General features: G+C 43.7%; 25 protein-coding genes and 1 pseudogene. 24 read left to right on the top strand and 2 right to left on the bottom strand.

The annotated features are described in order from the left end of the window. Positions 1 to 645 precede the first annotated feature (645 nt). The 8 genes from J2Z66_RS06145 (at position 646) to J2Z66_RS06110 (ending at position 8,241) form a co-directional block, all read left to right on the top strand. Entirely contained in the window at positions 646 to 1,653 is a 1,008-nt protein-coding gene (locus J2Z66_RS06145; protein ID WP_209970493.1) for an aminoglycoside phosphotransferase family protein, read from the top strand. Between the two features lie 272 nt (positions 1,654 to 1,925). Beyond that, positions 1,926 to 2,822 carry a phosphotransferase family protein gene (locus J2Z66_RS06140; protein WP_209970492.1) on the top strand — a complete coding sequence of 299 codons (897 nt, stop codon included), beginning with the start codon at positions 1,926 to 1,928 and terminating at the stop codon, positions 2,820 to 2,822. A gap of 162 nt (positions 2,823 to 2,984) precedes the next feature. Beyond that, a complete protein-coding gene (locus J2Z66_RS06135) occupies positions 2,985 to 3,704 on the top strand; it encodes an SDR family NAD(P)-dependent oxidoreductase (RefSeq protein ID WP_209970491.1) in 720 nt (239 codons plus the stop codon). A 440-nt stretch (positions 3,705 to 4,144) separates the two neighbouring features. Next, positions 4,145 to 4,333 (top strand): dihydrofolate reductase family protein, encoded by a 189-nt coding sequence (locus J2Z66_RS06130; protein ID WP_209970490.1) that lies wholly within the window; start codon positions 4,145 to 4,147, stop codon positions 4,331 to 4,333. A 53-nt stretch (positions 4,334 to 4,386) separates the two neighbouring features. Beyond that, positions 4,387 to 5,040, top strand: a complete 654-nt coding sequence (locus J2Z66_RS06125; RefSeq protein ID WP_209970489.1) for a DUF998 domain-containing protein — start codon at positions 4,387 to 4,389, stop codon at positions 5,038 to 5,040. Positions 5,041 to 5,338: 298 nt separating this feature from the next. Next, on the top strand, positions 5,339 to 5,788 hold the full coding sequence (locus J2Z66_RS06120) for a MarR family winged helix-turn-helix transcriptional regulator (protein ID WP_209970488.1): 450 nt from the start codon (positions 5,339 to 5,341) through the stop codon (positions 5,786 to 5,788). Positions 5,789 to 6,000: 212 nt separating this feature from the next. Then, positions 6,001 to 6,852 (top strand): EamA family transporter, encoded by an 852-nt coding sequence (locus J2Z66_RS06115; RefSeq protein ID WP_209970487.1) that lies wholly within the window; start codon positions 6,001 to 6,003, stop codon positions 6,850 to 6,852. Between the two features lie 27 nt (positions 6,853 to 6,879). Further along, on the top strand, positions 6,880 to 8,241 hold the full coding sequence (locus J2Z66_RS06110) for an FAD-dependent oxidoreductase (protein ID WP_209970486.1): 1,362 nt from the start codon (positions 6,880 to 6,882) through the stop codon (positions 8,239 to 8,241). A gap of 57 nt (positions 8,242 to 8,298) precedes the next feature. Here J2Z66_RS06110 and J2Z66_RS06105 read toward each other — a convergent pair whose 3' ends face one another. Continuing rightward, positions 8,299 to 8,496, bottom strand: a complete 198-nt coding sequence (locus J2Z66_RS06105; RefSeq protein WP_209970485.1) for a hypothetical protein — start codon at positions 8,494 to 8,496, stop codon at positions 8,299 to 8,301. A 283-nt stretch (positions 8,497 to 8,779) separates the two neighbouring features. On the opposite strand from J2Z66_RS06105, the gene J2Z66_RS06100 reads away from it, so the two are divergent. The 15 genes and pseudogenes from J2Z66_RS06100 to J2Z66_RS06030 all read left to right on the top strand — a co-directional run bounded on the left by J2Z66_RS06100 (position 8,780) and on the right by J2Z66_RS06030 (position 22,545). Next, a complete protein-coding gene (locus J2Z66_RS06100; protein WP_209970484.1) occupies positions 8,780 to 9,658 on the top strand; it encodes a VOC family protein in 879 nt (292 codons plus the stop codon). A gap of 30 nt (positions 9,659 to 9,688) precedes the next feature. Next, complete coding sequence (locus J2Z66_RS06095; RefSeq protein WP_209970483.1) at positions 9,689 to 10,771, top strand: histidine phosphatase family protein; 1,083 nt, start codon at positions 9,689 to 9,691, stop codon at positions 10,769 to 10,771. Between the two features lie 39 nt (positions 10,772 to 10,810). Continuing rightward, the gene (locus J2Z66_RS06090; RefSeq protein ID WP_209970482.1) at positions 10,811 to 11,323 is read left to right on the top strand and encodes a TetR/AcrR family transcriptional regulator; all 513 of its coding nucleotides are present in this window, start codon (positions 10,811 to 10,813) and stop codon (positions 11,321 to 11,323) included. 474 nt (positions 11,324 to 11,797) lie between these two features. Continuing rightward, positions 11,798 to 12,229, top strand: coding sequence for a DUF3995 domain-containing protein (locus J2Z66_RS06085; protein ID WP_209970481.1), 432 nt, complete (start codon positions 11,798 to 11,800; stop codon positions 12,227 to 12,229). 216 nt (positions 12,230 to 12,445) lie between these two features. Continuing rightward, positions 12,446 to 12,775 (top strand): ArsR/SmtB family transcription factor, encoded by a 330-nt coding sequence (locus J2Z66_RS06080; protein ID WP_209970480.1) that lies wholly within the window; start codon positions 12,446 to 12,448, stop codon positions 12,773 to 12,775. After that, the gene (locus J2Z66_RS06075; RefSeq protein WP_209970479.1) at positions 12,772 to 13,167 is read left to right on the top strand and encodes an SRPBCC family protein; all 396 of its coding nucleotides are present in this window, start codon (positions 12,772 to 12,774) and stop codon (positions 13,165 to 13,167) included. The genes J2Z66_RS06080 and J2Z66_RS06075 overlap by 4 nt, the downstream gene beginning before the upstream one ends. Positions 13,168 to 13,402: 235 nt before the next feature. Beyond that, positions 13,403 to 15,658 carry an ATP-binding cassette domain-containing protein gene (locus tag J2Z66_RS06070; protein ID WP_209970478.1) on the top strand — a complete coding sequence of 752 codons (2,256 nt, stop codon included), beginning with the start codon at positions 13,403 to 13,405 and terminating at the stop codon, positions 15,656 to 15,658. A gap of 202 nt (positions 15,659 to 15,860) precedes the next feature. Beyond that, on the top strand, positions 15,861 to 16,511 hold the full coding sequence (locus tag J2Z66_RS06065; RefSeq protein ID WP_209970845.1) for a TetR/AcrR family transcriptional regulator: 651 nt from the start codon (positions 15,861 to 15,863) through the stop codon (positions 16,509 to 16,511). Next, a pseudogene (locus J2Z66_RS42440) lies at positions 16,487 to 16,579 on the top strand (DUF4180 domain-containing protein); the annotation flags it as partial. The gene J2Z66_RS06065 and the pseudogene J2Z66_RS42440, both read left to right, overlap by 25 nt. 89 nt (positions 16,580 to 16,668) lie before the next feature. Next, entirely contained in the window at positions 16,669 to 17,313 is a 645-nt protein-coding gene (locus J2Z66_RS06055) for a formylglycine-generating enzyme family protein (RefSeq protein WP_209970844.1), read from the top strand. A 220-nt stretch (positions 17,314 to 17,533) separates the two neighbouring features. Continuing rightward, complete coding sequence (locus J2Z66_RS06050) at positions 17,534 to 18,226, top strand: response regulator (RefSeq protein ID WP_209970477.1); 693 nt, start codon at positions 17,534 to 17,536, stop codon at positions 18,224 to 18,226. After that, positions 18,223 to 19,302 (top strand): sensor histidine kinase, encoded by a 1,080-nt coding sequence (locus J2Z66_RS06045; RefSeq protein ID WP_209970476.1) that lies wholly within the window; start codon positions 18,223 to 18,225, stop codon positions 19,300 to 19,302. The genes J2Z66_RS06050 and J2Z66_RS06045 overlap by 4 nt, the downstream gene beginning before the upstream one ends. A gap of 247 nt (positions 19,303 to 19,549) precedes the next feature. Next, positions 19,550 to 20,356: a F510_1955 family glycosylhydrolase gene (locus J2Z66_RS06040; protein WP_245375314.1), complete on the top strand. Its 807-nt coding sequence runs from the start codon at positions 19,550 to 19,552 to the stop codon at positions 20,354 to 20,356. 11 nt (positions 20,357 to 20,367) lie between these two features. Further along, complete coding sequence (locus tag J2Z66_RS06035) at positions 20,368 to 21,609, top strand: cell wall-binding repeat-containing protein (RefSeq protein ID WP_209970474.1); 1,242 nt, start codon at positions 20,368 to 20,370, stop codon at positions 21,607 to 21,609. Between the two features lie 117 nt (positions 21,610 to 21,726). Then, the gene (locus tag J2Z66_RS06030; RefSeq protein WP_209970473.1) at positions 21,727 to 22,545 is read left to right on the top strand and encodes a M56 family metallopeptidase; all 819 of its coding nucleotides are present in this window, start codon (positions 21,727 to 21,729) and stop codon (positions 22,543 to 22,545) included. Positions 22,546 to 23,434: 889 nt separating this feature from the next. Here the strand turns inward: J2Z66_RS06030 and J2Z66_RS06025 are convergent. Then, positions 23,435 to 23,872, bottom strand: coding sequence for a MarR family winged helix-turn-helix transcriptional regulator (locus tag J2Z66_RS06025; protein ID WP_209970843.1), 438 nt, complete (start codon positions 23,870 to 23,872; stop codon positions 23,435 to 23,437). A 246-nt stretch (positions 23,873 to 24,118) separates the two neighbouring features. On the opposite strand from J2Z66_RS06025, the gene uvrA reads away from it, so the two are divergent. After that, positions 24,119 to 26,629: an excinuclease ABC subunit UvrA gene (gene uvrA / locus J2Z66_RS06020; RefSeq protein ID WP_209970472.1), complete on the top strand. Its 2,511-nt coding sequence runs from the start codon at positions 24,119 to 24,121 to the stop codon at positions 26,627 to 26,629. Positions 26,630 to 26,631: the final 2 nt, after the last annotated feature.

Raw genomic sequence — 26,631 nt, 5'->3', positions numbered from 1 at the left:
TGGGTGTGCTTAATCACTTGGGGTTCCAAGTGATCTTGAGGAAGCGCTCACGCTGACTTTTGATGCTCGCGAGTTCTTTATCAACGGCAGACTTGATGGAGAAGGCCGACACAATATGCGCTGTCAGGCATTGATTTTTTTTCCAAAATAGGTTATTTTATAGACAGCTTAGCGATAAGCAAGTTCCTGACACGAAGGGAGATGTGTTTTAATGGCAACTACTTATATGGTGGTTTGGTCTTAAAACTGAATAGCAGGCATACGTGAAAAAAGCGGAAAACGTCCGTACTATTTGCTATGCCATCCAAAGTAACCTTTCGTGAATATTGCTGTTTGCAGGATACGATGAAGGTCGTATCTTTTTTGCGTCCTGATGCCGCGCGACAGCAGCTTCTTTAGAGGCTGCTTTGTCCGTGGCATTTTTGCGTCCAAGAAACTACATTAAAGGAGCTAACAAAAAAAACATGATGGATTTGAAAACCTATGGCTACACAGAAATAGAAGCAATTCCCGACGGATTATTGCCCGGCAGCATGAGAACAAGTATGTCCAGGATAAAACGAGTTGCTTCATCGACAAGAGGGCTCGAAACAAAACGATCACGATGTGGAGCAAGCAAACGAAGAAAAACGGAGGATGGAAAAAATGAATATTAAATTCGAAACGCTGATCTATGCCTTAAGCCGACGATTCAAGAAGGATATCATCTCGGCCGACTGCCAAACCATGCCGTTACGGGGCGGAACTGTGGGAGATGTGTACTTGGTAACGGGGATCGCCGAAACCGCGGATGGCGAAAAATTGCCGTACCGTATCGTGCTGAAAATCCAGAAGAAATGGGATCGTTACGGCGATCCGGGTTCATGGCGCCGGGAGTATGATCTCTATGCGTCTGACTTGGGAGTGACGTTCTCGGATGCCTTCCGCTGGCCGACATGTTATCACGCCGAGATCAATGCCGAAGAAAATAAATTCCAGCTGTGGCTGGAATTTATCGATGGCGTAACCGGTTTAGATTTGACCGGTGACATGTATGAACAGGCTGCGCTGGAGTTAGGACGCTATCAAGGCAAGCTGTATGTGGAGAAACCCGCTGTGCTGCAGAGCCTGACCAACCTGAGCCATGTGGATCTCATGAAGAATACGTATCTGCATTACCGGTCATGGCCGATCGTCTACGATTATATACGCTCGGAGGGCTGTGAATTCTCGCAGCACGTGCGGCAAATGCTCATCGACATCGATGAGCGCGCAGACGAGATACTCGCCCGCATCGAAAAGTTGCCTCTCGTGCTATGCCACCGGGACTTCTGGGTGACCAACCTGATCTATGCTGACGGGAAAATCACGCTCATCGACTGGGATACATCCGGATGGGGCTACCTGGGAGAGGATCTCGCAAGCCTGATTGCGGATGAAGCGGATATCGATCACATGGTCGAATACTACCAGCGATGTGTCCCCGCGTATTACAAAGGCTTTTCGGAGTATTCGGATGTATCCTCTATCGCCGATCATTGCGTCTACGAGCTGATCCTTCTCGCATTCGGGTACAGGCTTGTGGAGGGGTATCTCCACACAGAGGACGATGACGAGAAGAAGAAGCAAATCCAGACGCTCCAAAAAATCTATGAAATGGGCAGCAAGAAGTAGTCATCGACCAGATCGAGAAGTACCGCCGGAAGTGCTTCTGCACGGCGCAATACGTCAATAACCTGCTTTGTCTTGATGATTCGCATTCGAAATCCCTCTTGAAAAAGAAAATGACCCCTCTAAAAAGGGGTCTTGGTTCTGGATCAAGAATATGATATATGTAAGAGATTGGGTTTAATTCGGTTTATTCCAGGGAATGCCAAGAGTCCCGAGCAAGTCAAAGGTTTTTAATCGGGATTATCGTTTTGCAATCCAAAACGAGGAGGTACTTTATGAGTTCCATTCTAAACGTTATTGAAAAGTTAAAGCTGAACGTCTTGAATGTAGAAGATGTTCCAGATTCATTTAGTTCTGATGTATACAAACTTACTCTCGCCAACGGAGAAAAAGTGTATGTAAAAATTCCATTTAACAAGGATAAACTATATCGTGAATTTCAAATGCTTGAAACATTGAAGGACGTAATACCTGTTCCTAAAGTATTGGATTTTTGGGATGGGGATGAATTTACTACTGGAGCATTGCTTCTTTCGGCGATTCAAGGCATACCTTGTACAGAAGATATTGATGAGAAACTATCTTTTCAAATTGGCGTGTTTCATGCGATGCTTCATGAGGTTAAAACTCCAGGTTACGGTTACCATGTGACTGATGGATTTAAGATTGTTGACCCAAATAATTGGAGACTACATATCAAAGGTAATTTTGAAAAGTGGAAAGAGCCTTGCAAAGAGATTCTCGATCCAGAGCTGTATGAAAGATGTATTCTTCACTTTGATGGCGTATTTTCAGCTTTACCAGAACCTGACGGGCCATGCATTGTTCATATGGATTTTAGACCTGGTAATATATTGGTGAATGATAACAAGGTCACTGGCATTATTGATTTCGAGAGTGCCCGTGGTGCATCCTCTGAAATAGACTTTACAAAAATCAACCGATATATTTGGGGAGTAAACCCGAGAACAAAGCTACCGTATATTGATGGGTATCGAACGATTCGCCCTATGGTGAATCTGGAGTCAGTGTTACCATTCTATGATCTTTACGATGCTTTCAGTGCAATTGTTTGGTGCAAAAACAGAGGTGTCGAAAAAAATCAGTCTTTTCTTCAGGATAATATTGCCACTTTACAGAAATTAGTGGGGATTGAGCAGACACGTTATTAGATGTTCGATAAGATGCAATTAGATAAACGAAGCATTTCTAAACAGGAAGTGAAATAGCGGTTCTTCTACTCTAAAGGAGAAAGGTATTGAGAGCGGTGGAGAGTCCATGGCTAATATTGTACACTTGAATATGATAACGATTAACATGGAAAGGGATACAGTATGAGAAGTTATCTTATTTTGGGGGCTAGTAAAGGTCTGGGAGATGCATTTGTGAAAGGGTTGCCCGAGCATGGCGATCAAGTATGGATCGTCTCCAGAAGCAGGCCGGGCAGTCTGGATATTAATGATGGCATAAAGCGGATATGGATTGCAGCAGATCTGGCGCAGCCGGATGCCGCACAAGTCCTATCAAAGGGCATTCAAATGGAGAAGATCGATGTTCTAGTCTATAACGTAGGAATTTGGGAGAAAGAAGGGTTTGAGGCTCACTATACTTTTGACAAGGATGAGGCGAGTGACATTGCCAACATTATTAATGTGAATATAACTTCAACAATTACCTGCATACAGGCTGCACTGCCTAATCTTCGCAAATCGGAAGCAGGTAAAATTATTCTTATTGGTTCCACAGCAGGACTGGACCATACGAATAACGCCCAGGTATCATTTGTGGCTTCCAAGTTCGGTCTGCGTGGCATTACTCATGCACTGCGAGAGCATGTTCGTAAGGATGGCATTGCGGTTACCTGTGTGAATCCGGGCGAGCTGGCAGCAGAAATTCCTTATGAGGATGGTGTCGACAAAGCGATTGCTGCATATAGCGGCACAAGAATTCCTGTACAGGATATTGTCTCAATTGTGAAATGTGTCGTCAACCTCTCTAGGGTCTCCTGTGTCAAAGAAATTCATATTCCAGCAATGACGGATTTGAATGCATAATAATGCCAGAGGTATTGCTAGTGATTTGTGCAATATGTTCTGCTTCAGGCCAAGACTTTATTGTTCCGGTTTTGTCACTGCTTGTTGTGATGCTCCCCCATGAATACATTGAATACATTGAATACATGTAAACAATGTGCAGAGCCTTTTATTTCAAAGGTTTTTCATACTTTAGATAATTAACGAAAATATACGCTAAGCCCTTAATCCGGCTTGGCGTTTTTTTACTTTAACCTGAAATGGTACGATCACTCAACAAGCCGAGTATCAAAGTTCCATTTATTACTGACTCGTGGATGTCGATTTGCCATTCTCTCATTCGTTGTCTTTATAACGGCGAAGTTCAGTTGACCCTGGATGATGGACATCCGGGAGATACGCAACTGTCTGAATCGACCGCATGACACGAAAGGACAGGGATAAAAATGGGGAAAATCATCATGCAGCCATTCATTACGTTGAATGGCGTCATGCAGGCGCCTGGCGATTTTGCACAAACACTGATGAAGCATCATCTCATCGACGAATACCGGACCTGGGTCCATCCTGTGATCTTAGGCCGCGGACAACGGCTAACAACAAAGCCAACTGAATTCATCCAACCGAAGACGTCTCCATCATCGTTGTGACAGTGGATATGGGGACGTAGCTAAATGGACAATGAGAGGGGAAAAAGATTATTATGATTACAAATAAGCGGAATACGAGGACGATTCGTCTTCTTCTGATGGGTGGGGTTGTTTCCACACCGCTGTTCTACATTGCAGCCATTATTCAATCGTTTACACGTACAGGATTCGATATCAGGCGCCATGCCATCAGTACCCTTACGTTGGGGGATTTGGGATGGATTCAAAGCGCTAATTTCTTCATAACAGGATTGCTTGCTGTATGTGCAGCGATTGGAGTGCGCCGTTTGCTGCGAGGGCGTAAGGGAGGCAAGTGGGGTTCGATGCTCATTGGAATCTATGGGATTGGCATGATCCTGGCAGGTCTGTTTCGCCCAGATCCTGGCCTCAGCTTTCCCCCAGGTGCTCCTGCCGGAATGCCAACATCGATGAGCGGCCATGCAGCACTCCATTCCCTGGCATTCTTTACGGCTTTTATTTGTCTAATTGCGGCAAGCATTGTTTTTGCACGTCGGTTTGCTACACAAGGCGAGCGTGGTTGGAGTATTTATTGTATTGCATCTTGTATCCTCGCGCCAGTGCTCATTATTATAGGCTCGAGTATCGGTACTTGGATCGGCGTTATTATGGGGAGCGCTGGAATTGTTGCCTTCGGTTGGGTTTCAGTTCTTGCCGCGAGATTACGTGTTGAAACCTTTCAGGCATAGGTTCAACAAGAGATATCCTCTCCCACTTCAGCCATAAGGTGTTCTATACGAACGATGTGGGAGCTGTCTCGGCAGCTCCTTGTACATCTTCGGCAAATAAAGGTTTTTATATAGATGCACTGATAGGCGTAAAGCTAACTGGCAGGCTCCCGAGACCTGCGATGAGCATCGTCCTGTAACAAGCATTTACATACTAGAAAGCTTGTATTATGAGTTTTTTTGATTGAATGTGTTATATATTATTTTACTTGCAAAATGCAAATAAATATTGTATAACTATTACATGAGGTGATCCACAGTGGAAAATGTTCGCGAACTATTTCAAATTATGACCCGCCGTTTTGGTTTTCTTAATAAAAATTGTTGTTCTGTCGGAGGCTGCGAAATTTCATTAATTCAAAGCCATATTCTTTATGAGATTGACCACCAGCATAAACCTTCTATTCAGCAGGTAGCAGAGGCCCTAGGTACTGATATCACCACCTTTAGCCGTCAAATTCAATCCTTAATCAAAATAAATTTAGTGAAAAAAACGCCTGATCCAGACGACCGCAGAGTGTATATCCTCTCGTTAACGACAGAAGGGAAATACGTGGCCACGACGATTGATGAGCAAATGAAGGAATATTTAAATGAAGTCTTCTCTCATATGAACGATTTTGAAAAAGAGACCGTTCTTCGATCCATTAAGCTTTTGAATGACGCCATGGCGAAATCAAGCCAATGCTGCACTACCCCTTTGGGGTAATCTTTTTCCTAAATACTTGCATATTGCAAATATTATTTCAAGAGGCATTTAGGATGAAAGAGGTTCTGGATACGATTTTGGATCGAAGGGGGTGGGGCCAGACACACAATTTGTTGCGGGCAAGCAATTGTGTCATCTGAAGAATTGAACGATCACCAATGAACAATTACTTGTTCGATGAGCTGTAATTAAGCTGTTTTGAGGTGAATGGTGTGAGTGAGACTCTTGTGTGGCTTCTAGTCATTGCATCTGCAGTTACACATGCAATTTGGAATTTTTACACTAAAAAAAGTGTGCATAAATCAAGCTTTCTATGGTCCATTCAAACGATTGCAAGCCTTGTTTTCATGCCGTTTTTTATAAGTGATGTATTAGCGGCTAAGATAGGTGTGCAAGAAATTATATTATTAATTATCACCTTCGTGTTTCAAGGTATGTACGTAACACTTTTGAGTAAAGCGTATCAGATTGGTGAGATTTCACAGGTATACCCATTTATGCGAGGATCTGCGGCATTGCTAATCCCAGTCATTAGTATATTTCTCTATGATGAGAAACTAACTACATTGGGTTGGGCTGGACTCATACTCATCGTAAGCGGTTTGTTTGGACTAAGTGAAATTTTCTCCGTTCGGGTTAATCGGAAGTTACTACAAACATTCTTGATCACATTTGGTGTCGGACTATCCATTACAGGATATACCATAGTTGATAAATCCATTCTTGATTTTATGTCTCCACTGGGGTTGTTACAAATTTATAATATCGCTGGTTTTATATTTTTAAGTAGGCCAGCTCTATGCAGCGGCAAGTTAAAGCAAGAGTGGAAGGTAAATTGGCGAACGATCATGATTGGTGCTGCCATGGCACCAGGTTCGTACTTATTGTTCTTAATCGCCATGAAATATGCACCACTTAGCCATATCTCACCTATACGCGAGTTTAGCATTGTAATCGGGTGTTTTCTAGGCTTCGTTGTACTTAAAGAAAAGCAAGCGTTAATACGAATCGTATATGCCTTAGTAATTACAACCGGTATAACTCTAATCAGTTTCTGGGGTTAATCGTTCTACAAATTAGGAGGAAAACAAATGCCAAACATAAAAATAAACCTACCCATATCCAGTTGCTGCACGCCATCAAATCATTCAAACAACAACAATTTGCCGATCGCTATTATAGGAGCAGGCCCCATTGGATTAGCTGCAGCAGCACATTTAGCAGAACGTGGTGAGACATTTATAGTCTTGGAGCAAGGTCCCCAGATTGGGAACAATATCATGAAATGGGGACATGTCCGTTTATTTTCACCTTGGCAATATAATATCGATCAAGCGGCTAAAAAGCTGCTATCCAAACATGGTTGGGAAACCCCACCACCCGAAGAATTGCCATTAGGTAAAGAAATAGTGGAGCTTTATTTAAAACCATTAGCCAACCTTCCAGAAATTCAACCACATGTCAACTTAAATACAAGCGTAATAACAATAAGCAGAAAAGGTATCGATAAAATGAAGTCGGCCAATCGTGAGAGCCTCCCGTTTATTATTTACACCAACAATAACGGAACGTTCCAAAGATTCGAAGCTAAAGCAATAATCGATGCTTCTGGAACATGGGGACAGCCAAATCCAGTTCTCGCTAATGGGATATGGACAAATGAGGAACAATCATTACATCACAATATTTATTATGGCATTCCCAACATCACCGGTATAGATAAGGAGAGATATGTAGGAAAACGGATCGCTGTAGTTGGAGGCGGACATTCAGCCTTAAATACCCTATTGGATTTGGCTCAACTGAAAGAAGCCGATCAGCAAACAGAAATATGTTGGATTATGCGAAAAGAAAGAGTGGAAGACGCCTATGGTGGGAAGGAAAATGATCAACTTGCAGCGAGAGGGGAACTTGGCAGTCGAATCCATCAATTAGTGGAGTCGGGACAAATTCAGGTGGTTACTCCTTTCAAAATTGAAGGCCTTATACAAAAAGAGAAACGTATTACGATTATCGGCGATTCCGATGAGCTGCAAGACATTGACGAAATCATTGTTAACACCGGAAGCCGTCCTGATTTTTCGTTTTTGCGGGAATTAAGGCTTAGTTTGGATCAAGCCACAGAAAGTGTAGAGATACTTGCTCCTCTTATCGATCCTAATGTGCATAGTTGTGGAACGGTTCGCCCGCATGGAGAGAGGGAGCTGCGGCATCTTGAGAAGAATTTTTATATTGCAGGTATGAAAAGCTATGGCCGCGCACCTACTTTCTTAATGGCTACGGGGTATGAACAAGTAAGATCCATCGTTGCTTATCTTACTGGTGATTTAGAAGCAGCAGAGAGAGTAGAGCTTGTTTTACCTGAAACAGGGGTTTGCTCCATTAGAAATGTACCTGTTAACCAAGAGGTAAATAATAATCCAACGCTAGGTTCCTCATCGTGCTGCAATTAAGCAATGAACAACAAAAAAACCGCTAACCTTGAGAGGCCGGCGGGAAAGCTTGGCGATTTAACGTTTGGTAATGCGCGGCTCTGTCAACGAAATGGTGTTAGTTTTAGCATTGTAGTAGACGGTTTCCCATCTGCTTCCACTATGGCGGCTTTCATAGGAATATATCTCATTCTTCTCATCATATACTTTAATCTTGCGAATCTCTTCTTCAAAATGGTTTTTACGCAGTGCCGCTCTGACTTCCTGCACCTTCATCGTCTCAATCTCCTTTATTTACGTTTCATACTTGATATAAATATACCACAATAATATCGGTAGATGGATGGGAAAATGTACGATTGACGATACATTACAAATTATGGTATGTTTTGCTTGTTTACAGGCACCGGCAAAGAAAGCATTGGGGAAAGCATCTCCGATGCTTTTTTATCAGCAGCTTATTCAATATCAACTTCGTAAGATGGCGTCCCGCAAATCCCATATACCCTAATTATGGTAAATTATTAATATGGAAATATAAAAATGGAGCGTGATTAAGATGAGCGAAGAAAAAACAGATGCTAAATTATTAGAAGTTAAAGCTATGTATTTGCCAGCAAAAGATCCGTATGAAACAGCAACTTTTTATTGTGAAGTTTTTGATTTGGATCCAGATGCATCAGAACAGTTTCCGCTAAAAAGAAAGGGAAATAAAATTATTTTGTACACAAAAGAGGGGTTTGAATTTATATTTTTGAAATCAAATGATATCATGCCACTCAGCTTTCATAATACTGAAGGAAATCATCACTCGGTAATGTTTTTTCAGGTTACAGACCTTTTTCTGATTTATAACAGAATCAAAGAGAAAGGTTTGAAAATAGAAGGTGATGAGATTGTTGATCGAGGTAGTTGCGGCACAGAGTTTGCCTTCTATGATCCTGATGGGCGTAGAATTGATGTGAGTAACTGGGGAACAGATACATATAAGGTGAGTGCGACGGAGCCTAAGCTTATTGATGCAAGTACACTCTATTTGCCAGCAAAAAATCCATATGAAACAGCAAAATTTTATTGTGAAGTTTTTGATTTGGATCCCAACTCATCCACTCATTCCAAGTTGAAAGAAGGGGCTGGTATGGTTGTTCTCAAAACAAAATATCAGTTTGCCTTCTTTTTCATTATTTCTGACGATATTATGCGTACAGATTTTAATACTAGAGAACATAATCAGCCTGCGATACAGTTTCAAGTCAATGAAATTGAAAGTATTTTAGGGAAAATGGAGGGAAGAGACGTTAAGATTGATAATAAAGTTCTTGATCATGAGCAGCTTCAACGATTTTCCTTTTACGATCCGGATTTTAGAAAAGTAGAGATAATTGCTGTTGAAGACAATGAAAACTCAAATCTAAAGTCACATACGACTAGATCTTAAACGAGTATTCTCAAATCAGAAAAGAGGTGCATGAGGACGAAAACGACTCTATTTTTAACTCGGCACGGTGAAACTGAATGGAATGTAGAAGGAAAAATACAAGGTCATCAAGATTCGTCTTTAACCCTACTAGGTAAACGTCAAGCAAGCTGGTTAAGAACATCCCTTAAGGAATTCAACTTTGATGCCATCTACTCCAGCACAAGTCAAAGGACTTACCATACTGCTGAAATAATTCGAGATAAGCGGAAATTAGATATTTATCCATCTGATAGCTTGAAGGAGATCAATATGGGTTCATGGGAAGGGCAAAAAAGATCAGATATTGAAAGCAACTTTCCCGACGATCACAGAAAATTTTGGAATACTCCCCATCTATATACTCCCAGAAATGAAGGCGAATCTTTCTCTCAATTACAAGACAGAATAATTCCAGCAATTAAAGAGATTGTGTCAAAACATAGGGGCGGGAACATTCTAATAGTTACTCATGCCATTGCGCTTAAAGTTATCATGGCTTATTTTAGAGGAGATCCACTTGAAAAATTATGGACACCGCCAAGTATCCAGCCTACGGCTTTGAACAAGGTTGAAATTATAGATAACGTATACAACATTGAGCTGTATGGAGATGTTTCGCATTATCAAACTGTTCGAAAAGCTGTCTGCGCCATAGCGTATCAGGGGAATAAGTTTATATTAGTTCATAAAGTGTTGAACACTTTTGAGGATGATTCAGGAGTATGGGACTTTCCAAAGGGCGGGATTGAAGATGAGGATTTAAGCCTGGAAGATGCAGTTAAACGCGAGCTAATGGAGGAAACAGGAACAGATAAGTATGTCATTAAACAAAAACTGCCTAATAAAATATCCTTTAATTTTAACGAAGATGTAAGGAAGAGAACAGGCTATGAAAGTCAGGAGACTTCTATATTTCTTGTTGAATTTGTTGGAAATCAGAGTGATTTGAAGCCATGTGGTAAAGAAATCGATGAAATAATACTTATAGAATCAGAAAGCCTTCTGAATAAGTTAACCCATAAAGAAACCGCTGCGTACATACAGAAGCATTGTAGCTCCATATTCATTGACAAATCAAGAACTGAAGAGTAATCTAATGAAAACATACGCTACCGTATCTAGAGGTGAGTCATGCAATTAACCAGGGAAGACTGGGTAAAAGCTGGATTAAATAAATTGGCTGAAGCTGGAATCCATGAAGTTCGTGTCGAGATGCTCGCCCGGACGCTTGAAATAAGCAAAGGTAGTTTTTACCACTACTTTCGAGACCGCAAAGAACTGCTGGATTCCATGCTGGATTATTGGGAAGATTATGCAACAAAACGGATCATTCAAAGTATAGAACAAGATAATTCCTCATTGGAACAGCTTCTTCACATTAGTATCAATCGGGACAAGAAAATTGAAATTGGCATTTACGCCTGGGCCAAACATGATCCTATCGTGGCATCCCGATTAGTCGATATTGAGGAACAAAGAATTACATGTATTTCCATACTGTATCAAAGGAGGGGGCTGACGCTTACAGAAGCGGTAGACAGGGCCAGACTTACCTATTTAACTTATGTAGGATGGATGACCCGGTTTGAGGCCAATACAAATTTTGATATAGAAAAAATGTTTATGATTTTATTGAATATATAGTTATCCATGTCCCTAATGTGATTGTATAATCCATAGGGACATAAAAAAACCATAAACATACGCGGTCGTATGTTTATGGTTTGCTAATGAAACCCTAAGAGGTGAAAGGAGCTTTTATATACAAACATTATACCTTGTAGTGGCATTAATGATTATGCTTTTGGGGATTATTCATATCTGCATAGCACCAAGAGTATACAAATCCATGACCCAAGAAGCCGTATGGTTCGTGAGCGGTGGGTTAGCAGTCATCTCAAACGCTAGCATTAATTTGGCAATGATTAAAGTTAATATGGAACTTAATTTGCTGAATTATTTTTGCCAAGCAAATAATGTACTGACTTTCATATTTTCAATTATTCTGGTTCGTGTACTCCCCAGGCCGCAAACGAAATTGTTGGTAGGTTTAATGTTATTGGAAACTTTATTAGGCTTGCTGAGCAAGTTTAGATAAGATGATTTAGAGGTGTTTGAATGAAATTCGTTATGACATTATCATCAGTAAGTATTTTGGCTCTGATCAGTTTCTTGCATGTTTATTGGGCGTATGGGGGACACTGGGGTATCCATGCGACCATACCCTCAAAAGCGGGAGAGCATAAACCTGCTTTTGTTCCAGGGAAGCTAGGTACATTATTTGTGGCGATTCTTATGCTAATCGTGTGCTTCATTCTTCTGATTCAGGGCGGTTATATACCATTCTTTTCAGCAAGTACCATTATAAGAATTGGGTGTATCGTTAGCGCTTCTGTTTTCTTCCTTCGGGCGATTGGTGACTTTAAATACGTAGGATTTTTCAAGAGAATTAATCACACTGTATTCGCAAGAAATGATACATGGCTTTATAGTCCTCTATGTTTCTATTTCGGGTTAACATGTACGATTCTTTTGTTAAGCTCAAACTAAGCTTAAACGATTGAAAGCCTTTGTTGCGCAAACGGATGACAAGCTTATTTTCGTCAAATAGTTGACACGACACCAAATGGTGGCCTATAATTAAATCGTCACCAAATGGTGTCCAATCAGAAGTTAGTCATTTGGAAAGTTTGCACCCTGAATGTTTCACTTGAAACAATTATGAGGAGGAACCAAATGAGTATGTAATATTTAGGAGAGGGTGTTGTGAGCGAAAACAATCAGTTGCGGGATGTGTTTGACGCGATTGCAGATCCAACTAGGCGCCAACTGATTCGTCTGTTAGCAGAGGCAGAGGAGATACCGCTTCATGAGTTGACGTCACAGTTTCAAATGGGTCGTACAGCGGTATCCAAGCATTTGACAATCCTTAAAGAGGCCGGACTGGTACTTGACCGAAAAGTTGGCAGGGAGACGCGATTTAGACTGAACGCCTCTCCACTTAGAGAAATTCAAGATTGGCTGGCTTTCTACAGCAAGTTCTGGAGTATGAATATGTTGCGCTTGAATCAACTATTTGAGGAGGAAGAAGAATGACTTTATCATTATCCATGGATTTTCAGTACACAACATCGATCGAGAAGGCGTGGTCCGCTTTAACAGATTCAAAAAAGCTTGCCAAGTGGATCATGGAAAATGATTTTAAGCCTGTTGTAGGACAACGTTTTCAGTTCCGTACTGAGCCGAGCGAATGGTGGAATGGAATTATTGACGGCGAAGTGCTTATCGTGGAAGCACCACACAAGTTGTCCTATACTTGGGGAGTAACCGGAGAGGAGCACACAGTCACCTGGACGTTGCAGGATTTAGGGGACGGAAAAGTTAACCTTCATCTCGAACAAACCGGGTTCTCAAATGCTCAAGGCGTCGAAGGTGCTAGGTATGGTTGGGGTAATTGGTTCGGCCAGTTTGAAAAGGTATTGGAGTAATACCGCTATCGGAACAAAACATCTCCTTCCCCAATGCTAAATGAATGGGTACGAGAGTTGAGCCTGCTTGACCCGAATAAACATAAACCGGCTGCATGTACGTTTGCAGCCGGTTTATGTCTACTTCTGACAATCTGACTAGTTTGTCGTTTCAGGTCAAGCTCGCACTGAATGCGTATGGATAAAGCAAGTATGTGATAAATAGATATTAACACGAACAGGAAGGATGTTAAGCATGAGCGAATCTAATCAGGAGTATATCGTAATCTCGGGTGCTAGGGAAAACAATCTCAAGAACGTATCCTTGCGCATTCCCAAGCGGAAGATCACGATCTTCACCGGGGTATCCGGATCCGGCAAGTCATCGATCGTCTTCGATACGATTGCCGCTGAATCCACGCGATTGCTGAATGAGAACTTCAGCATGTTCGTGCGCAATTTCCTTCCCCGCGTTCCACAGCCGGACACGGACGGGATCGAGAACCTGAGCATGGCTGTGATTGTGGATCAGAAGCGGCTGGGCGGTGGTTCCCATTCCACGATGGGTACGATTACCGATATCTCTCCGATACTCCGTCTTCTCTTCTCCCGAGCGGGTCAGCCCTATGTTGGACAAGGTCACATGTTCTCATTTAACGATCCGCAAGGCATGTGTCCCGAGTGCAACGGGATCGGCCGCAGACTGGGCGTCGACATGAGCAAAGCGCTGGATATGTCAAAGTCGCTCAATGAAGGGGCGATTATGCTGCCGGACTATTCGGTGAGCGGGTGGGAATGGAACATGATCGTGCAGTCGGGGGACTTCGATCTCGATAAGAAGCTGAGCGAATATTCGGATGAGGAACTGGAGCAACTGCTGTACGCCAAGGCGAGGAAAGTGAAGATGGATTTCGCTGGTAAGGCAACGAATATTACAGTGGAAGGCGTCATTGAGAAGTTTACCAACAAATACATCAAGCAGGATGTGAAGACGAAGTCCGAGCGCACACGAAAGATAGTTGCGCCATATATTTCCGAAGGACCCTGCTCCAGCTGCCGCGGCGCGAGACTCAGTCAGGCCACGCTCAGCTGCAGGATCAATGGACACAACATTGCGGAGCTGTCCTCCATGGAGGTCGGACAGCTCATCCGTGTCGTTCGGGAAATTGATAATCCGGTAGCCGCGCCAATCATCAAGTCGCTGACGGAGCGGCTGCAGCATCTGGTGGATATCGGACTCGACTATTTGACGTTGGATCGTGAGACGGATACATTGTCCGGCGGCGAGTCGCAGCGAGTTAAGATGGTGAAGCACCTGAGCGGAAGTCTGGTGGATGTCACCTACATCTTCGATGAGCCCAGCGTTGGCTTGCATCCCCGTGATGTACACCGGTTAAATGAATTGCTTCAGAAGCTGCGCGACAAGGGCAATACCGTGATCGTCGTTGAGCACGATCCCGATGTAATCAAGGTGGCGGATCATATCGTCGACGTTGGGCCTCACGCTGGCAGCCGCGGCGGTAACATTGTGTATGAAGGAAGCTACCAAAATCTGCTGGAGGCAGGTACGCTGACAGGCAATTATATGAAGCGGCCGCTCCAGCTGAAGCATGATTGTAGACAGCCGTCCGGGCAGCTGTCCATTAAGGATGCCCGACTTCACAATCTGCGGAACGTGAGTGTAAACATTCCAACAGGAGTGTTGACAGTCGTGACGGGTGTCGCCGGCTCAGGCAAGAGTACGCTGATAAACGAAGTATTCCTCAGTCAGCATCCGGATGCGATCGTTATCGATCAATCGGCGATAGGTGTCTCAACACGCTCGAATCCCGCGACTTACACGGGCATTATGGATGATGTGCGCAAGGCGTTTGCTTCCGCAAACAAGGTTAATCAAGGCTTGTTTAGCTTCAACTCCAAGGGGGCTTGCGAGAACTGCCAAGGGCTGGGTGTTGTGTATACAGACCTTGCATTCCTCGACAGCGTAAAACTGCCATGTGAAGTATGCGGAGGCAGACGGTTCAAGGAAGAGGTGCTCGCTTACAAGCTGAACGACAAGTCAATTGCTGAAGTGCTAGAGATGACTGTGGAGCAGGCATTGGAATTTTTTCAGCTAAAAGAAGTCGTGCGCAAGCTCCAGGCGATGAGTGATGTGGGGTTGAACTATATTACACTCGGCCAGCCGCTCAGCACACTCTCTGGCGGGGAATGCCAGCGCATCAAGCTGGCAAGCGAGCTGCATAAGAAGGGCAGTATCTATGTGATGGACGAGCCGACGACTGGCCTTCATATGTCAGATATCGGCCACCTTCTGGAGATCATGAACCGCCTCGTGGATGCCGGCAATACGGTGATCGTCATCGAGCACAACCTCGATGTGATCAGCCAAGCGGATTGGATCATCGATATGGGACCGGACGGAGGCAGCAAGGGTGGCCAGGTGGTGTTCGAAGGCACAACTCCGCAGATCATCCATGCGGAACAGTCGATTACGGGAAAATACTTGATATAGTGCACTCCGCAATTTTTTAATATGAATTCAACGAAGGCTGCCAGCAGAATCGGCAGCCTTTTCTCAACCTAATTTGATCATACCACTCATCGATGTAAACACTATCTTGACAGGATGGAGCAAATCATATAAATTTTATTTATTCTGTCCGTTCGGTATAAATAAAATCGACCACTAATTATGAAAAGAGGAGGCGAAAAAAATACCTAAAGTAGGAATGGAGCCCAGGCGTCGAGCCGATGTAATTAATGCTACGCTGACCTGCATCAGCAAATATGGGATAGATGGTATGACTCTGGAGAAGGTCGCTCAGTATGCGGATTGTTCCAAGGGAGTTGTAACTTATTACTTTAAGAACAAGGATAATTTGATGATTGAGGCTTTCAAAGCGTTCTTAGCCTACTATGGAGTGAAGATTAATTCAGAACTTCAAAATACAATGAATGCTGAAGAAATGATCAAGGTCACACTAAAGCATATCCTCCCAACTGAAAGCGATGCTGCGCAAGGGGCAATTAATGTTTCGGATCTTGAGGGTGTAGAACGGATGCATATCCCACATGAAGATCAAGCAAAGCTTTTTCTTCATTTCTTTTCTAGGGCCGTACTCGATCGCAAATTACAAGAAGTAGTTTCTGCTGGTTATATGAAAGACATTCAAGGCATAGTAAAGATCTTAGACTACGGTAACATGATGGGGCAAATGAAGGTGAATGATTCACAAAGCGCTGCTTATGGCTTGCTGGCGATGGTAGTAGGACTAAGCTTCTTTAGAGTAGCGAATATCCAGCCGATAAATAGTGAAGATAATCGATATATCTGTGAGGATTATGTCAGGACTTTTTCGACTTAAGCACACGGCTTGCAGGAGAAATATTACAAAAATTTATTAATTATCATATGATAATTGCAATAGTGGGTGTAAAGGTTAACTCAGAAAGGGACAAGGTTAGGAGGGATGTAGAGTGTCTAATGCAACAAAGAGCCATCTTGATGATATTGATTATCCCATGGTAAAAATTCCAGCTGGAAAAATACAATTAAGAGACGATAGAACAAACAGTCAATGGATGGCCGAAATAAAGCCGTTCCTTCTCGCCCCGTATCCTGTAACTATGGAGCTATATGCAGCAATTACTACAAAAGCACCTGTTTCTTCTGAGGGAGAGCAAAAGCCGGTTGTGAATATTTCTTGGAATGATGCCATTACTTTTTGTAATTTACTTTCTCAGAAAGCTGGATTGAAAGCTTGTTATTCCATAAGTGATGATGGTGCCAATATCATTTGTGATTGGGAATCAGACGGCTATCGTCTTCCTTCAGAAGCAGAGTGGCAGTATGCATGTAAAGCAGGAACTTCAACATATAGATACGGAGAAATTGACAAGATTGCTTGGTATCATGATAATTCAGATGGCAGAAGCCATAATGTAGGAAAAAAGGAACCGAATGCATGGGGGCTGTACGACATGTTAGGCAATGTCTGGGAGTGGTGCTGGGATGTATACGATGAAAAAGTGTACGGCTCCTACCGAATTTTTCGTGGTGGCAGTTGGGCTGAAGAGGAAAGGGGTTGTGGGGCCACGTGCCGTCGTCGCAGCCACCCGACCTTCAGCATCGACGACCTTGGATTCCGCCTTGCCAAGTCTCTTTAAGGTGAAGTTTAATGAGTAATTATTAGAACATAGAACCAAAAGAAGTCGCATGATGCGGCTTCTTTTGCATTTCAAGAACACGTATTCCATTTCCTTAATTGCAATTGCAGCTCAGTCAAAGGAAAACGCAAAGTTAAAAGATGAACACAAATTGACATACTATTAGGGGGTATAGTATATTTTGATTGCAAAATAAGAGGATGTTCATTGGAGGGTTGTCATGAAAACTATTTTGGTGGTGGATGATGAAGAGAAAATTCGCGATGTTATCACATCCTATCTTAAGAATGAGGGATTTCAGACGTTAGAAGCAGCAACAGGGGACGAGGCTATACAGGCTCTACGAAATCAAACCCTTGATTTCATCATTTTAGATCTCATGCTCCCGGATATGAGCGGGGAACTTGTTTGCCAAACCATCCGTCAAATCAATTCGGTTCCGATTCTTATGCTTACCGCTAAAACGTCGGATAACAATCGAATCAACGGTTTGACCAATGGCGCTGATGATTATTTGACTAAGCCCTTTGATCCGCGTGAAGTCGTGGCTCGTGTACGAGCGATCCTGCGCCGAACAGATGACAGCCATTTGCTTGCTGACCGTTTATCGTATAACCATGGTCATCTAGAAATCGATTCGCTCAAACATACAGTCTTCTGTCAAGGAGAATCGGTCAGTTTAACCCCAAATGAATATAAGCTTCTTCTGGCATTAGCAAAATACCCGCAGCGGTATTTTACGCGAGAGGAATTGATAGATAAGGTACTAGGCTATGATTTTGATGGTGATATTCGGACCATCGATCAGCATGTTAAAAACTTGCGCCACAAGCTTGAAATGGACCCCAAAAACCCCCAGTATATTATTACCGTTTACGGTTCCGGTTACCGGTTTGCAGGTGGTGCCAAATGAATAAGCGATTGCACACACGCCTTGCATTCATCATCATCGGTACAGCAACATGTATATTAATCATTTCGACAATAAGCGTGATTGTAGCGACGCATTACCATATTTCCATGTTTCATGACCAGGCTGCAAGCATGAACCATGCTGTATCCCAATTGGATTATCATTTGGAGCAAGCCCTCGTTCAATCGATCATATGGACGTTCGCCGGTTCGATTATCCTTGCTGTCCTAATCGGTTTTTACGTTGCCAAACGTATTTCGAAGCCGCTTGTGGATATGAAACAGGCCGCAGAACGGATGTCGGATGGCCAGTTGGATGCCAGGGTTAAGATCAGCGGCCGAGACGAGCTTGCGGAATTAGCCACTTCGCTTAACGATTTGGCCAAGCAGTTGCATGATCAAGAGCAGCTTCGGGTCACGATGACCGAAGACATTGCCCATGAACTTCGAACGCCGCTGGCTACGTTGAAAAGTCACTTAAGGGCATTTAAAGATGGCATCTGGGAGCCGACCCCGGAACGGATTCATTCTTGCTACGAAGAAATTGAGCGTTTGACGAATATGGTAGCTGAGCTTGAAGACTTGACCCATGTGGAATCACCAGCATTTCAATTGGGACGAAAAGAAGAGTCCCTGGATACAATGATCGAACATGGAGTAGACCTTGTTTCCGCAGCGTATCTTGAAAAAAAAGTCGATCTAACCTTTAGTTGCAGTCCGAACATACGGATTATGGCGGACCGAAATCGTATGATTCAGATTTTGGTCAATTTGCTTAGCAATGCGCTTAAATTCACACCAGAAAACGGATATGTGAAAATTGAAGCCTTAGAGGAAAAGCAAGATGTGCTTATTACCATTCAGGATTCGGGCAGCGGCATAGTACCGGCAGATTTGCCCTATATCTTTGAGCGGTTATATCGGGGGGACAAGTCGCGCAATCGCAAAACCGGCGGCAGCGGCTTGGGTTTAACCATCGCAAAGAAGCTGGTCACCGCTCATGGAGGGTACATATGGGCAGAAAGTCATAAGCATGGGACCACGTTTTATTTTCGACTTCCTAAAGAGAACCGTTAATGTTTTTCTACACAGGATCTTCAAAAGTAATTGTTATACTCATTATGTTCACTAACTAACATACGACATGGCTTGGAAACCCGTGGGCAGCATCAAAAATGAGTTTTTGTATCAAAAGGGGGGCGTTTTTCTGAAAAAAATCATAGTACTAGGAATCGCTTTTATTATTACGCTGGGAGGAACAGCATGTTCAAAGAAACCATCCAGCGATCAACAAGGGTCCCACAATGCAGGGAACACGACTTTTATGCACATACACGGTCTGGGCTATTCGAGCGACGGGAAACGTTTGTTTATTCCGGCACATGATGGGATAAAACAATATGCTGATGGCAAGTGGAGTGACTCCCCAGGGGAGAAACATGATTATATGGGTTTCTCCATGTCAGATGATGGATTCTATAGCAGCGGCCATCCTGCGGCTGGTTCCAAATACAATAATCCCTTAGGCCTGATTAAAAGCACGGATGAAGGGAGATCGATCTCACCTCTGGCTTTGGAGGGCGAAGCGGATCTTCATAACATGAGTGTAAGTTACCGGACACATACTCTTTATGTGCTTAATTCACAACCGAACTCGAAAATGAAGCAGGTAGGATTGTTCTACAGTCGAGACGAGGGCAAAACTTGGGTTATCAGCCAGATGTCCGGCCTTTCAGGGCAGATTACGACGATAGCGGTACATCCAACAGTGGATGCAATTGTCGCAATTGGCATGGAGTCAGGGGCATATCTTTCGAAGGATAACGGCCAAACGTTTACAGCTGTTTATACGGAGCATCCTATATCCGCATTAGCTTTCATGGATAACGGGGAGCTGCTGATCGGTACAGCCAAACCCGGAATGGTGAATATGAATGTGGAAACGAATCAATCGATCACAGTCAAAACACCGATACAGAGTGAGGATGTCTTCACTTATGTATCCGGAAACCCGGTCGATTCGAAAGAACTTGCCTTCGCAACGGAAAAAAAGAACGTGTATCTTTCAACAGATAATGGCGTTACATGGGAGCAAATTGCAAATCAGGGACAAGCCATAAGCCAAAAATAGGAGGGCATGCTATGAGAAATTCACTAAAATTGACATGGAAGGCCGGGGTCGTTTCCGTGGTTGCGGTCTTGGCCTTGACAGGATGCTTCAAAAATACCGATTCTGTCTCGCAGCAGACAAAGATAGCATCCAGCCAACCAACTACTGGGTCAAACAACCTCTGGGTCGGATCGAAAAACACAACCCGGATTAACACAAGTGATCCCGCAGAAGCTGCCGTACTCATTTCACAAACTTTGTGGATGGCAACCAGTGATGATAACCGTCCGGGTGGTGTCGTAATCGCGAATCCAAAGGATTGGCAAACGGCACTGGTTAGCGCAGATTTGATCCACCATCCGAATAACGGTCCTGTTCTCTTTGTCAATAAAGACGGGGTTCCTGATGTCACCTTGAATGAGTTAAAGCGGTTAAAACCGAAAGGTGTGGACATGAATAACGGCATTCAGGTCGTAATAGTCGGCGATCTCGATCAAGAAGTAGAGGACCAGATTAAGGCACTTGGACTGAAAACAGACAAGATTACAGGTGGAAATCCAGCTGCCGTAGCGAAAGCGATTGATGCTTATTATGCGAAGGTTACTGGCGACAATCCACTTTCGGTAATCGTGGGTTCGATGGATAGTCAGGCATATACGATCCCAGCGGTGAACTGGATCTCTCATATGCCGGAGCCATTGCTTTATGTCAAAAAGGATGAAATTCCCTCAGAAACAATAGATGCATTAAAGACGCGGGGAGGGAATGCAAATATCTACATTCTTGGACCGGAATCTGTGGTATCTGCTAAAGTGGAAACCAATTTAACTCCATATGGAAAGGTCGTCCGGATTGCCGGAAACGATCCGTATGAAAGTGCCGTTGCTTTTGCGAAATACAAAGATCCGGCAACCGGGTTTGGATGGGGGATTACAACGCCGGGACACAATTTCTCTTTTGTAAATGAGGATGCTCCAGCCTTGGCCCTTGCTGCCGCACCTTTTTCCCATTTGGGTAAACATGCACCGCTGCTCTGGACGGATAAAGAAAAATTACCAGATAGTGTTCATACGTACGTAATGTCCATTCAACCCAAGTATAAAGATTCCCCTACGGAAGGGCCTTACAATCATGCCTGGCTAACAGGAGGTGAAAATTACCTAAGTGTTGTAGCACAAGGAGAAATCGATACGATGCTGGAAATCGTGTCCGAATCTGGAGAAGGACATGGAAGTGGGAAGGATACGTCCAACATGCCGGGGATGAAACATTAATTAATTTCACATACAACCGTTTACTTTTAACCAGGCACTATGATACGATATGTATCATAGCGCTTGTCTTATTATAGCAACTCTGATATATGATAAAAAAACTCTGGAGGGGCTGAAATGACATTAAATCGAACTAATTCTGTCTTACTAGCCATCATTCTTATTGGCATATTTATTTGGCTGGAAATTTTACTTTTCTTGATTCATGAAGTATTTAATTATCATTTGCTAAAGAGTGTATTTAATTTTTCAATCCCGCTAATAAGTTATGAATCCAAGGTATATCCAATAGTTTCGATTGGTATGTATTCGCTTATTATTTATAGCTCTGCAATGATTGTTTGGCGTATTTCATTACAATGCATGGAATCTATTCAATGGCGAAATTTTCTCAGAACAGAAAAGCATGATAGGTTGAGCAATCAATTGATGAATGAGTACGCACATTTAAAGACACCTATTATAGTCATTCGTAATGACCATCGCCTAGCACTCACATATGGATTTCTACGCCCCAAAATTATTATTTCGACTGGAATCATACATAAACTTAATGAAAATGAACTCAAAGCCATCATGCTCCACCAATATACCCATTGTAAAAGCTATAATCCATTACGCTCACTAATTGCTTGGATAATTAAAGAAAGTATGCCGTTTATGCCTATACAGCGCGGTTTGTTTCACTATCTCCGTATTTGGATGATACTGCAAGCTGATCGTTATGTAATAACTAAATTGACATCTTCTGAATATAGCAATAAATCCATTCTACTAACTTGTGAAGGCCCACCTCAATCTGATGCGTATAGAATCCAACAAATTATTCAACAAGAGTTACATGTTCGTGTTCCCTTATGGTCAGTTGGATCTCTTTTAACATCTTTTATCATGTTACTCAGTATAAGTATCTTTATTGTGAGTATTGGTTATTAATTCTTTTATGAACTTATTAGTATAAGTTTTTTTGGTGATGCCTGGAGTGAAAAATTCCCGAATACACAGTGTAGCTTTACAGTGGGAAAGTGGACGGTGTGACTCTTCATCCTGCGAGGGAGTCAGAAAGGAAGCTTAGATTATCCTATCGACACTATCCCTCTCCCTCAGGAAAGTAACTTCTACTGACAGTCCGTTATCCGTTTGATCGTGGCAGTTTCGGCACTTTTTAGTTGAGAGGGAAGAAGGGATCAGGGGAGGAAGAGTGGTAGTAGCAGCCCACCCTCGCTGAAATGAGCGTGAACTCCACTTAAGACGATGTTTTTCATCGTTAAAGTAAGTGTTCCAGGTCAATCCGTCACGTTAACGATGTTTTTCATCTTTAAAAGAGGCAGGATGGCCTCTCAGGGTGGTTAAAAGGGATTTTAACGATGATTTTCATCGTTAAAGCAAGGTTGTGGAGAGGATTTGCTACTTTAACGAATGAAACATCGTTAAAGTAGCAAATCCTTCTCAGCTGCGTGTTCTGTTCTTCCCCAGCGCCTGCGCCGCTAGGAAATCTCTACTAACCAAAAGAAAAAGCCTTGCTGGCTGTCCGTTTGAGCTTGGTGTTCGTGTGATTCGTGCGATTGTAGCTAAAGAGAGAGGGAATGGCTGTGGGAGGAAGAGCGGTAGCGTCCGCCTTTAAAGATTTGTTCCTACCTCCTCATCGATTCCATTCAGGGAACAAATCTTTAACAGCGGCTGGAGCCCACAGCCATTCCCTCCGCAACGCACCCAAGTCACGAACATGCACATCAAAGGACGCCGCAAGGCTTTTTTCTTAATGCATTGCAACCTAAATGTGCCCTCATCTTTTTGACAAAGGAGAGGGCTATTTTTAGGCTTTTCAGGAAGAAGTTTTTTTGCGTGTAGTGGAGCTAAGCAGATGAATCTGCTCTTCTATGACCTCACTAGCATCGCTTAAAAATTGTGTAATGAGCTCAAGCTCATCAGCTTTATAGGAGGAAGCCAGTTTAACCATTGCGTTGTGAAGTGGAAGGTACGTGTTGCTGACATCTTCTTTATTTTCATACAAGGGAACTATAATCACTTTGCGGCGGTCATTAGGATCATTTTGCCTACGTACATAACCAAGCTTTTCAAGCCGGTCTATTAAGGCGGTAACGCTGCCCGTTGCAAGTCCGGTTAGTTTTGACAGTTCTCCGGCGGTAATAGGACCCTTTTCGCGCAAAATATCCACGGATATATAATCATTATTGTATAGTCCGAGTGAGGCGGCTACATTTTGCTGGTATAACACGGTTCGGGTTCCAAGTCCTCTCATGCGCAAGGTGAAATTTTCCTGTTGTTCTGTTATTTGATCTTGTCGATGGCTTGACAAAAGATCAGCCTCCTTTTAATATGTAATTATCTTGATAACGGAGATATTCGGTAGTGGAGATACTTGATCTTCGTTTGATTACTTTCATTTTATCGAAATCATTCGGAACTTGCAAAGGGTAATAAGGTAGAAAAAAAGATCATGCCTTTCAGGTTCAATAGAGAGCAACTGCTTATGAGGGGGATTTGTGTGGAAGAAACTATTCATATTCGTGGTGCCAGGGAAAATAATCTGAAAAACATTTCGCTTTCAATTCCCAAGTACAAGCTGGTTGTGCTAACAGGACCGTCTGGATCTGGCAAATCGACACTGGCCATGGACACGCTTCAACGTGAATGCCAGAGACAGTATTTGGATTCCATGGGGATGATGGCAGATGCAATCAGCAAGCCAAAGGTCGAGTCCATTACAGGACTATCCCCGTCCATCAGCGTTGGACAGCACGTCACCAATCGTAACCCGCGCTCGACGGTCGGGACAATAACTGACATATATACGTATGTCCGTTTTATCTTCTTCAGATTGGGGGAGCGGGTTTGCCCATCCTGCAGCGGCAGCATTCCGCCTTCTTTTGAACCCGCTGGTTATTTGGCAGAGGAAGACGAGTACATGGAGCGTCAGACCATGAACTGCCCGCATTGCAGCGCAGAGCTTGAGAAGCTGGGAATGTCGCACTTTTCCTTTAATAAGCCAGAAGGAGCATGCGAAGCCTGCAGTGGTCTTGGTCATGTAGCAAGCATAAATGAAGGAGCGGTTTTTAATTTAGAGCTCAGCTTGAGCGGCGGCGGAGTTGCCTCACTGAACGGCGTTCATCGTGATATTCAAACCCGCATTTTAATGGCCGCCGGAAAGCATTACGGCTTTGTTTTCGATCCGGATCAGCCTTTGAACGAATATGGTGAAGTCCAGCGCGATTTGCTGTACTACGGGGTTGAGAGTGACGCATTCAAGCGCCATTATCCAAATGTAAAGCCAGCACAAGGAACTAAATTTGAGGGTGTTATTCCCGGGTTGTGGCGGCGTTATAAAGAGAAGGAGGGGGAAACGGGAACCAAGGACAAAGAGGGCAGCTTTTTTCATGAAGAACTTTGCCCGGAATGCCTCGGAGCTAGACTGAAGAATGAAGTACGTCTTGTTCGGGTAGCTGACTCCTCCATTACAGATGTGTCAGACTGGTCGCTCGGAGATGTCTACGAGTGGACGCAAGGCCTGCAGGAGGCGCTCCCGCCAGAAGGTATTCATCTGCTGGAGCCCATCCTCCAAGATATGCCCACAAAGCTCAAACGGATTATGGATGTTGGGCTCGGCTATCTATCCATGAACCGGCAGACAGTATCACTGTCCGGCGGAGAAGCACAGCGGCTTCGGCTTGCATCGCTGCTTGGTTCAGGTCTGACAGGTGTATTGTATATTCTGGATGAACCGACGACGGGTCTTCATCCCAAGGATACGGTCGGCCTCATTCGGGTACTGCAGCAGCTGCGTGATATGGGAAATACAGTGCTTGTTATCGAGCATGATGTCGAGATGATGCGTGCTGCCGATCACATTATCGATATCGGACCTGGAGCCGGATTGCACGGTGGGAACGTTGTGGGCGAAGGCAGCTTGGAGGATTTGATGTCCAGCGACCTCTCGGCTACCGGCGCTTATTTAAGAGCAGAGAGGCTGCAGGCTCCGACACGCATCCGTAGGAAGGGGAACGGACAGCATATCACGATTCGGCAGGCACAAGCCCGCAATATCCATATCCCGGTCGTTTCGTTTCCACTAGGCTGTCTAGTCTCCGTAACAGGGGTTTCGGGCTCCGGCAAATCCACGCTTGTATTCGATATTCTTGCACAAGAAAGTCCGAATGGACTGGAAAAGACGGGATGCGAGGAGATTACTGGCTTGGAGCATGTTGGAAATGTAGTTATTTTTGATCAGTCGCCAATGGGAAGAATGCAGCGCTCTAATGTTGCAACATACACGGATATGTTTACCCAACTTCGTCAGTTGTTTGCCGGCTTGCCGGAAGCCAAGCATAGAAAGCTGACATCAAAGCATTTCTCATTTAATACGCCCGGAGGCCGGTGCGAGACTTGCCAAGGACTGGGAGTGCTGTCCGTAGACATGAATTTCCTGCCCGATCTGGAAGTAAAGTGTCACGACTGTAAAGGAAGAAGGTTTACTGAAGAAGTTCTTCAGGTTAAATATGAAGGCTGTTCCATCTCAGATCTGCTGAATTTGTCTGTGCAGGAAAGCCTGCCGATTCTCAAGACTGAGGTCAAAATGGCGGGATTAATCGAGATGCTGTGTGAGGTCGGGCTCGGCTACCTTAAATGGGGTCAATCGGTCAAAACCTTATCCGGCGGCGAGGGACAGCGGATAAGGTTGGCGAAAGAGCTCAGTAAGCCGTCCAAAAACCATACGCTCTACCTGTTGGATGAGCCGACAACAGGACTTCATCCATCTGATATCAAACAACTGGATATTTTACTTAATAAGCTGGTCGATACGGGAAATACCGTAGTCGTTGTCGAGCACAGTCTGGAATTGATACGAGATTCGGATTGGGTGATCGATATCGGGCCAGAAGGAGGAGCAGCAGGTGGCAAGCTTGTAGCTGAAGGCACGCCGGAGCAAGTGGCCGAAGTGCCGGCTTCTTATACGGGCATGTTCTTAAAACGGATTCTGACTGAAGGCGGAGGGAACTAGGG

This window comes from Paenibacillus eucommiae (assembly GCF_017874215.1).
Classification (GTDB): Bacteria; Bacillota; Bacilli; order Paenibacillales; family NBRC-103111; genus Paenibacillus_AI; species Paenibacillus_AI eucommiae.
This window is presented reverse-complemented; position numbering and strand designations above follow the sequence as displayed.

Coding starts and splice junctions, on each gene's coding strand:
- J2Z66_RS06135 (WP_209970491.1), top strand. CDS start 2,985: ATGAGAAGTTATCTTATTTTGGGGGCTAGTAAAGGTCTGGGAGATGCA.
- J2Z66_RS06140 (WP_209970492.1), top strand. CDS start 1,926: ATGAGTTCCATTCTAAACGTTATTGAAAAGTTAAAGCTGAACGTCTTG.
- J2Z66_RS06100 (WP_209970484.1), top strand. CDS start 8,780: ATGAGCGAAGAAAAAACAGATGCTAAATTATTAGAAGTTAAAGCTATG.
- J2Z66_RS06105 (WP_209970485.1), bottom strand. CDS start 8,496: ATGAAGGTGCAGGAAGTCAGAGCGGCACTGCGTAAAAACCATTTTGAA.
- J2Z66_RS06125 (WP_209970489.1), top strand. CDS start 4,387: ATGATTACAAATAAGCGGAATACGAGGACGATTCGTCTTCTTCTGATG.
- J2Z66_RS06030 (WP_209970473.1), top strand. CDS start 21,727: ATGACATTAAATCGAACTAATTCTGTCTTACTAGCCATCATTCTTATT.
- J2Z66_RS06130 (WP_209970490.1), top strand. CDS start 4,145: ATGCAGCCATTCATTACGTTGAATGGCGTCATGCAGGCGCCTGGCGAT.
- J2Z66_RS06070 (WP_209970478.1), top strand. CDS start 13,403: ATGAGCGAATCTAATCAGGAGTATATCGTAATCTCGGGTGCTAGGGAA.
- J2Z66_RS06145 (WP_209970493.1), top strand. CDS start 646: ATGAATATTAAATTCGAAACGCTGATCTATGCCTTAAGCCGACGATTC.
- J2Z66_RS06095 (WP_209970483.1), top strand. CDS start 9,689: ATGAGGACGAAAACGACTCTATTTTTAACTCGGCACGGTGAAACTGAA.
- J2Z66_RS06085 (WP_209970481.1), top strand. CDS start 11,798: ATGAAATTCGTTATGACATTATCATCAGTAAGTATTTTGGCTCTGATC.
- J2Z66_RS06090 (WP_209970482.1), top strand. CDS start 10,811: ATGCAATTAACCAGGGAAGACTGGGTAAAAGCTGGATTAAATAAATTG.
- J2Z66_RS06050 (WP_209970477.1), top strand. CDS start 17,534: ATGAAAACTATTTTGGTGGTGGATGATGAAGAGAAAATTCGCGATGTT.
- J2Z66_RS06025 (WP_209970843.1), bottom strand. CDS start 23,872: ATGAGAGGACTTGGAACCCGAACCGTGTTATACCAGCAAAATGTAGCC.
- J2Z66_RS06035 (WP_209970474.1), top strand. CDS start 20,368: ATGAGAAATTCACTAAAATTGACATGGAAGGCCGGGGTCGTTTCCGTG.
- J2Z66_RS06045 (WP_209970476.1), top strand. CDS start 18,223: ATGAATAAGCGATTGCACACACGCCTTGCATTCATCATCATCGGTACA.
- J2Z66_RS06110 (WP_209970486.1), top strand. CDS start 6,880: ATGCCAAACATAAAAATAAACCTACCCATATCCAGTTGCTGCACGCCA.
- J2Z66_RS06075 (WP_209970479.1), top strand. CDS start 12,772: ATGACTTTATCATTATCCATGGATTTTCAGTACACAACATCGATCGAG.
- J2Z66_RS06040 (WP_245375314.1), top strand. CDS start 19,550: ATGCACATACACGGTCTGGGCTATTCGAGCGACGGGAAACGTTTGTTT.
- J2Z66_RS06055 (WP_209970844.1), top strand. CDS start 16,669: ATGGTAAAAATTCCAGCTGGAAAAATACAATTAAGAGACGATAGAACA.